A 7,919-nucleotide genomic window follows, 5' to 3' on the forward strand; every position below is an offset into this window, starting at 1 on the left:
CAGCCAGTTAAATTAACCCTTCGATCAGACGTTCTACTGGGTATCTGCCTTTATACCCAAGGAACTGTCCTCTCATGATCCAGCCTACGCGCGGTGCAATTCATGAATTGTTCACCCTACTCAAACCCTTCCGGCTCGTCGTCGCGATCTCCGTTATCCTGGGCATGGTCGGCGGCCTGAGTGTCACCGTGCTCCTGGCGACTATCAACAACGCCCTTCATTCGGACACCGGCCTGACCCAGGGCGTCGTCGCACTGTTCGGCGGTCTGTGCCTGGTGGCGCTGCTGAGTTCGATCTGCTCGGACATTGGCACCAACTATGTCGGCCAGCACATCATCGCCACCCTGCGTAAGCAACTGGGCGAAAAAGTGCTCTCGGCGCCGATCGAACAGATCGAACGCTACCGTAGCCATCGCCTGATTCCAGTATTGACCCACGACGTCGACACCATCAGCGATTTCGCCTTTGCCTTCGCCCCGCTGGCCATTTCCATGACCGTGACCCTGGGCTGCATGGGCTATCTGGCGATGCTGTCGTGGCCGATGTTTCTGATCATGGTCGTGGCAATCATCATCGGCACCGGCATTCAATACTTCGCCCAGAGCCTCGGCATCAAGGGCTTCTTCGCCGCCCGCGACGCCGAAGACGAATTGCAAAAGCACTACAACGCCATTGCCGAAGGCGCCAAGGAACTGCGCATTCACCGCCCACGCCGCCAGCGCATGTTCAACGCGGGTATCAAGGGTACGGCCGACTTCATCTGCAAAACCCAGATCAAATCGATTAATACGTTCGTCATTGCCAAGACCTTCGGCTCGATGCTGTTCTTCGTTGTCATCGGCCTGGCACTGGCCCTGCAATCGTTCTGGCCGAGCGCTGACAAGTCGGTGATGAGCGGTTTTGTCTTGGTGCTGCTGTACATGAAAGGGCCACTGGAACATCTGGTCGGCACATTGCCGATTGTCAGTCGTGCGCAGATCGCCTTTCGCCGCATTGCCGAACTGTCCGAGCAATTCTCTTCGCCGGAACCGCACCTGCTACTCAGCGACCAGGGTAAAAAAGCGTCGCCGGTGCACAGCCTGGAACTCAACGATGTGCGTTACACCTTCCCTGCGGCGCCGGGCAGCAACGCCTTTTCCCTGGGGCCGGTCAACCTGAAAATCGAACAGGGCGACATCATCTTCATTGTCGGCGAGAACGGTTGCGGCAAGACCACCCTGATCAAATTGCTGTTGGGACTTTACACGCCGCAGCAAGGGGAAATCCGCCTCAACGGCGAGATCATCAGCGCCGTCAACCGCGACGATTACCGTCAGTTGTTCACCACGATCTTTGCCGACTACTACCTGTTCGACGACGTGGTGCAGGGCGACACGCACATTCCCGAAGACGCGAACAAATATCTGCAACGCCTGGAAATTGCCCACAAGGTCAGCGTTCAGGACGGCAGCTTCACCACGACTGACCTTTCGACCGGCCAGCGCAAGCGGCTGGCGCTGGTCAACGCCTGGCTGGAAGAACGGCCGGTGTTGGTGTTCGACGAATGGGCGGCCGACCAGGACCCGACATTCCGGCGGATTTTCTACACAGAGCTGCTTCCAGACCTCAAGCGCCTGGGCAAGACGATCATCGTGATCTCTCACGACGACCGCTATTTCGACGTGGCTGACCAGTTGGTGCGCATGGAAGCCGGACAAGTAATGACGGCCCTCAACCCAGCCTGATACGACCCCGCAGCGCGTTTACTCAAGGCAAAAAACGATCCCGCACGCTCGCGATAGCAAATAAGTTCGCGGTTTGCGGGTTTTTTTTCCGGTTTTTCTGCGGTGTTGCGTCTAATTATCATTAACTAATAAAACTGCCCACGTATTTCAGGAGCATTCCGAGCGATGCAAAGCTTAACGTTGTCCCGCGCACCTCTGGCATTGGCCGTCTCCCGACAGAATCCCCGTCGCACCGTATTGTCCGGCGCTCTGCTGACCCTGCTGTTGCTGGGCACCACCCAGGTACAAGCGACCCCGGTCGATGTGAATGTACCGGCGCAGCCGCTGTCCAGCGCGCTGCAGCAATTGGGTCAACAAGCCAACCTGCAGATTCTCTACAGCCCGGAGACGTTGTCGGGCCTGAAATCGAGCGCGGTGTCCGGTCACCTGGAACCGGAACAGGCACTTAATAACTTGCTGCTGGGGAGCGGCATCACATTCCAGATGACCGGCAACACGGTCTCGCTGATTCCGCCGGCAGGTACCGGCAGCGCGCTGGAGCTCGGCGCGGTATCGATTTCCGGCAAGGCGCCGGGTTCGACCACCGAAGGCACCGGGCTCTACACCACGTACTCGTCCAGTAGTTCGACGCGTCTGAACCTGACCCCCAAAGAAACGCCCCAGTCGCTGACCGTCATGACCCGCCAGCGTCTGGACGACCAGCACCTGACCAACCTTAGCGACACCCTTGACGCCACTCCCGGCATCATCGTGTTGCGCGACGGCCAGGGTGCCGAATCCGACGGTTACTTCTCCCGTGGTTTCGAGATTCAGAACTTCGAAATCGACGGCGTCCCCACCGTCAAGCGCATGGACAACTACACCCAGAGCATGGCTATGTACGACCGCGTTGAAGTCGTGCGCGGTGCCACCGGCCTGATCAGTGGCATGGGCAGCCCATCGGCGACCATCAACCTGATCCGCAAACGCCCGACGGCCGAGGCCCAGGCGAGCATCACCGGTGAAGCCGGCAACTGGGATCGCTACGGCAGTGGCTTTGACGTCTCCGGCCCGCTGAACGAAACCGGCAACATTCGCGGCCGCCTGGTCGCCGACTTCAAGACCGAGCAATCCTGGATCGACCGTTACAAACAGGATTCGCAACTGGTCTATGGCATCACCGAGTTCGACCTGAGCGAAAGCACCCTGCTGACCATGGGTTTCAGCTACCAGCAAACCGACGTTGACTCGCCGATGCGTTCCGGCCTGCCGACCCGTTTCACCGATGGCTCGCGCACCAACCTCAAGCGTTCGCTGAACTCGGCACAGACCTGGTCCTATAACGACCACGAACAGACGAGCTACTTCACCTCGATCGAACACCAGTTCGACAACGGCTGGAGTGGCAAGGTCGAGTTCACTCACTCCGAGAACAAATTCGACGAGGTGTTCAACTACGTCAACGGCAGCCTCAACCCCGACGGCAGTGGCACCACGCAGTTGCCGGTTCGCTTCTCCGGCACACCACGTCAGAACAACCTCGACGCCTACCTCACCGGGCCATTCAGTCTGCTGGGGCGCGAGCACGAGCTGATCGCCGGCGTGACGCTGTCCAACTACTACGAAAACGTGCCGAACTACGGTGGCTGGAAATATGACTATTCTGGCTCCCCGGCCGGCGCCATCGACAACCTGTTGAACTGGAACGGCGACTCGGTCAAACCGGACTTCGCTGTCACCGGCAAATCCACCACCGACGAAACCCAGTACGCGGCCTATCTGGCCACCCGTCTGCACGTCACCGACGACCTGAGCGTGCTGTTGGGCAGCCGTGTCATCGACTGGCATCGCGAAATCGAAGACAAGCCATACAATGCGGCAGAGACCAAAACCAAAGAGTCCGAAACCGGCGTGTACATCCCGTACACCGGCGTGGTTTATGACCTGAACGACACCTGGTCGCTCTACGCCAGCTACACCAAAATCTTCAACCCGCAATCGTCCTGGGTTCGCGACGTCAACAACAAACCCCTGGACCCAATGGAAGGCACCGGCTACGAGGTCGGTTTCAAGGGCAGTCACTACGACGGCAAGCTGAACTCCAGCGTCGCGTTGTTCAAGCTTGAACAAGACAACCTGGCCATCTGGATCGATACCCCGGGCGGCAACACCTACAAGTCCGAGCAAGGCACCACCACCAAAGGTGTCGAGTTCACGCTTGACGGTGAACTGGCCGAAGGCTGGCAGGCGTCCGCCGGCTATGCCTACGCCGTCAGCACTGACTCCGATGACAAGCGCATCGTCACTACCCTGCCCCGTCACAGCCTCAAGACGTTCACCAGCTATCGCCTGCCTGGCGTGCTGGACAAGGTCACCCTCGGTGGTGGCGTGAACTGGCAGAGCAAGACCGGCGCCGACCTGCACACCTTCACCCAGGGCAGCTACGCCGTTACCAACCTGCTGGCCCGCTACGACATCAGCAAAAACCTGAGTGCCTCGGTCAACCTGAACAACGTGTTCGACCGCGAGTACCTGAGCTACGCCGGCGACCACGGCATGTACGGCGCACCGCGCAACATCATGACGGGCTTCAAGTACAACTTCTGATTCAACAGGCGTAACAAAAAAGCGCACCGGCGAACCCGGTGCGCTTTTTTTGTGGGTGATGGTTTTGTAAGGCCCCGCTAAACCCGTGCGGGAGATGTTTCCTGTTATCACATAGGACATTTCCTATGACTCGACGGAAGACCTGCCATTAATGTTGTCCACGTCGAAACTTCCCTCCTTTCTTAACGTAACCGCCTACACAGCTCTCAGACGCATACCTGTAACTTCTGATGTAACTTTTAAATGGCAGGAAACAATGAATACTTCATAAGTCCCAATCAAAAAACGCACATTCAAAAGGATATGAATATGCAAAGACCTCCACCTCTAGAGCTTGACGCCATCCACACCACGGCCCAGGCACCACCAGGATTTGAACCGGCTGTACCCACTACTGATTCGAATCGCTATAACGGCCCGTTTGGTACACCTCGGAACACTGTCCATTACCAGCAGGTACTGCAGAACTTCATCGCTCCGCTTGAGGCGGAATATCAGGCCAGGGCTGCGTTGATCCCGCAGAACATTGAGACGGATCTGGCCGCGACCCGGCTGGAAGGTTCGACACAGCCCCTTCCACCGGCAGCCGCCATCATTCGTGAACTGGGCGTCCGCAACACGGTTATCCAAAGGAAATCCGCAGAGCAACAGCGTCAGACAGCCCTGTCCCACGGGTTTTATGGCAGCGATCCCACCCATAAAACCGTTTATCAATTCCTGTCCCGGGCCTTTATTGTCGACAAGGTTCTAAGCCCCAACGGCCCGGGAATGAACCTGTGGAAGCAATCCTATCGAGCAGCCCATGAAGCGAGGCTGCTGAGCCAGACCATCACGGTTTTGAATCAGCAACACATCAACGTGCTCAACTGGCTTGCCGCCGTGCAAAGTGAGGAACAGGCGCGTCTGGCAGCACAACAGCAAGCGCAACAACTGGCGGCGGAGTTACAGCGTCAGGCTGCGGAGGCAGAAGCACGACGTATCGCCGCCGAAGAAGAAGCCCGACGTATTGCTCGCCTCGCCGCACTGCTGGAAGCCCAACGACTGGCGGACGAACAGGCACGTCTGGCAGCGGAGGCGGCCGCGCAGCAAGTGGCAGTTGAACAGGCCAGGCTGGAGGCATTGGCGCAGGCTCAAAGAGAGGCGGAACAGGCACGGCTGGAGGCAGAGCAACAGGAACAACGACGTCAGTTCATCAACAACCATTCGCTCTCGGGCCTGGCGGCGGGAGCCGGGCCAGCCTTTTCGGTGGCTTCGCGGGCACTCCCGCTGAACCCGGCCATTACCCAATCGATTCTCACCGCCCTGCGCTCGGCACTGATGATGGCAACTGCGGCAAGCGCAGCGATGCTGGGACCGGTTGTGGTTGGCTTCGCCGCGTTGCTGGCGCCGTCGCGGCTCGGCAATGGTGAGCGATTCTCCATGAGCGTCCCGCTCGCGGAACTCACCTCGCAGAACGCCCAGTCACTGCGTGCAATCGCTGACCGGCGAGGAACGCTGGAAATGCCGATGAGGCTGGGCTACCGATTCGTCGGCTCGGGTGCCGAGCTGTTCGTCGTCACAGCCGCCGGGGACGACCAGCGCTCAAACGCGCCGGTATTGGACGCCACTTACGACCCGCAGAACGGCGTTTACACGATCGCCCTGACCGGCTCGCCAAGCGACACGCTGACCTGGACTCCGATTGTCACGCCGGGCAACAGCTCGACCGAGCGACCCGTTGTTCATCCGGATGCGCCAACGTACTCCGGTGCCCCGATCATTCCGCTGAAGGGACGTGTGGATCTGCACCCGGCTCTGGGTGAGGAGTGGGATAAGTTCGTTGTGGTCTTCCCGGATGATTCGGGTATTGCACCGTTGTATGTGGTGGTTAGTAGTCCGTACGAAGGTGCGAAGATCAAAGGCACATACAGCGGCCGTTACTTCAATCCGGATCAGGCAGGCGACCCGATACTTGATCTGAACTGGCGCACAGCGATCATTACTCAAGAGGGGATTAACGCCGTCAAATTGCATATAGCTCGACTTGATCAATCCGACGCCAATGACATCATGATTCAACGTCTCGAGAAAATTATTAGACAGCAATCGCTGACAACCGATACAGACTTGCGCTACTACACTCATGAAATCAGAGAACTTGAAAGGTTTCGGGCACTGGGCCTACGGGATGACTTCAAACCAGACAAAGACTCTCCCATCTGGAACAACGCGCATACTGCAACGTTAGAAGACTATAAGCTTGGAGATATTGAATCGCTGCTTTACACGGAAGAAGCCATCAAAGCCGCTGACAGACAGGAAGAACGGTTTTTCAATAATTTTTTAAAAGGAGGCGTTCAATGAGTATCGTTGAGCAAATCGTAAAGACTGAAACGGTTGAAGACACGCTTACAGTGTTCGCACTCAACTCGGCACTCCCCTCTCTAGACAGAATGTTTGGACGCTATCGACACGAAGTCATAGAAAGCGGCGAATTACTTGAAACCTACATGCGGCTGTTTGAACAGGGAATATTGGCTAATGGTGAAGGTCCGATTGCCATCAAAGGACCTAACTGGAAAGCGCCCAGCTTCGTAACGGAACACCGGTACGGCTGATACATAGAAGGTCACCAAGCCACATTGCTGCGATTTGGTGACCTTCAACTCCTCTTTAGCGCCCCTCCGAATACATCCCCCCCCGCAAAACCCCAACCAACACCTGATAAATCTCCTCCACCTCTTCAGTCACCATGCGCATGCGCAAAAAGTCATGCACATGCCCCCCAAACTCACGACACTCCACCAGCCCATTCACCCCAGCCAGACGCTCGGCGTAAGCCCGTCCCTCGTCCACCAGCGGATCGAAGCCCGCCAGCACCACATAGGCAGGCGCCACGTCCTTGAGGTCGGGACACAACAGCGGCGAGAAGCGCCAGTCGCTGCGATCCTCGGTGCTGCGCGCGTATTGCTGGTAAAACCATTCCAGGGTATCGCTTTCCAGCAGGTAACCCTCGCCCAGCAGGTCCATGGATTCGTGTCGCTGCGAAGCATCGGTCACCGGATAGCACAACAGTTGCAGGCACGGTTTGAGGGCATCCGGTTCGCGCGCCTCGAGGGCCAACACCGTCGCCAGGGTGGCGCCGACGCTGTCACCGCCAAACACCAGACGCGACAGGTCGAGACCAAACTCGCCGGCCTGGCTGCGCAACCAGTCCAGCGCGTCGGCGCAGTCGTGCAGCGCCGTGGGGAATTTATGCTCGGGGGCGCAGCGGTAGCCCACCGACAACACCGCACACGGGGTACGCGCACAAAACTCACGGCAGATGCCGTCGTGGGAGTCGAGGCTGCCGACCACAAAGCCACCACCGTGCAGGAACAGCAGCACGGGTAGCGCGGTGGTGCGTTGCAACGGACGGTACAGGCGCAAAGCCAGAACACTGCCATCACGGGCGATGTGCTGCACCTCGCTCACTTCGACGTCCGGTGCTGCCCAGCGCATCTGTTGCGAGGACTGTTCGAACGCCTGCCGCGCCTGCTCAGGCGTCGAGCGGTGGAAAGCCATGGCGCCGTCCTGATTGTCTTCGATCAGATCGAGAAACGCGGCCACTTCAGAATTCAATGACATGAA

The 7,919-nt window shown here is 58.2% G+C and carries 5 protein-coding genes; 4 read left to right on the plus strand and 1 reads right to left on the minus strand.

The features are described from left to right. The first annotated feature begins 74 nt into the window (after positions 1-74). The 4 genes from ACYZT6_RS17580 to ACYZT6_RS17595 all read left to right on the plus strand — a co-directional run bounded on the left by ACYZT6_RS17580 (position 75) and on the right by ACYZT6_RS17595 (position 6,907). Positions 75-1,724, plus strand: a complete 1,650-nt coding sequence (locus tag ACYZT6_RS17580) for a cyclic peptide export ABC transporter (protein WP_462027984.1) — start codon at positions 75-77, stop codon at positions 1,722-1,724. Positions 1,725-1,889: 165 nt separating this feature from the next. Then, positions 1,890-4,310, plus strand: coding sequence for a TonB-dependent siderophore receptor (locus ACYZT6_RS17585; RefSeq protein WP_462027985.1), 2,421 nt, complete (start codon positions 1,890-1,892; stop codon positions 4,308-4,310). Between the two features lie 243 nt (positions 4,311-4,553). Continuing rightward, positions 4,554-6,653 (plus strand): S-type pyocin domain-containing protein, encoded by a 2,100-nt coding sequence (locus ACYZT6_RS17590; protein WP_462027986.1) that lies wholly within the window; start codon positions 4,554-4,556, stop codon positions 6,651-6,653. Further along, positions 6,650-6,907, plus strand: a complete 258-nt coding sequence (locus ACYZT6_RS17595; protein WP_462027987.1) for an immunity protein — start codon at positions 6,650-6,652, stop codon at positions 6,905-6,907. The genes ACYZT6_RS17590 and ACYZT6_RS17595 overlap by 4 nt, the downstream gene beginning before the upstream one ends. A gap of 55 nt (positions 6,908-6,962) precedes the next feature. Here ACYZT6_RS17595 and ACYZT6_RS17600 read toward each other — a convergent pair whose 3' ends face one another. Next, positions 6,963-7,916: an alpha/beta hydrolase gene (locus ACYZT6_RS17600; protein WP_462027988.1), complete on the minus strand. Its 954-nt coding sequence runs from the start codon at positions 7,914-7,916 to the stop codon at positions 6,963-6,965. Between the last annotated feature and the right edge of the window lie 3 nt (positions 7,917-7,919).

This window comes from Pseudomonas sp. RT6P73, from assembly GCF_054897715.1.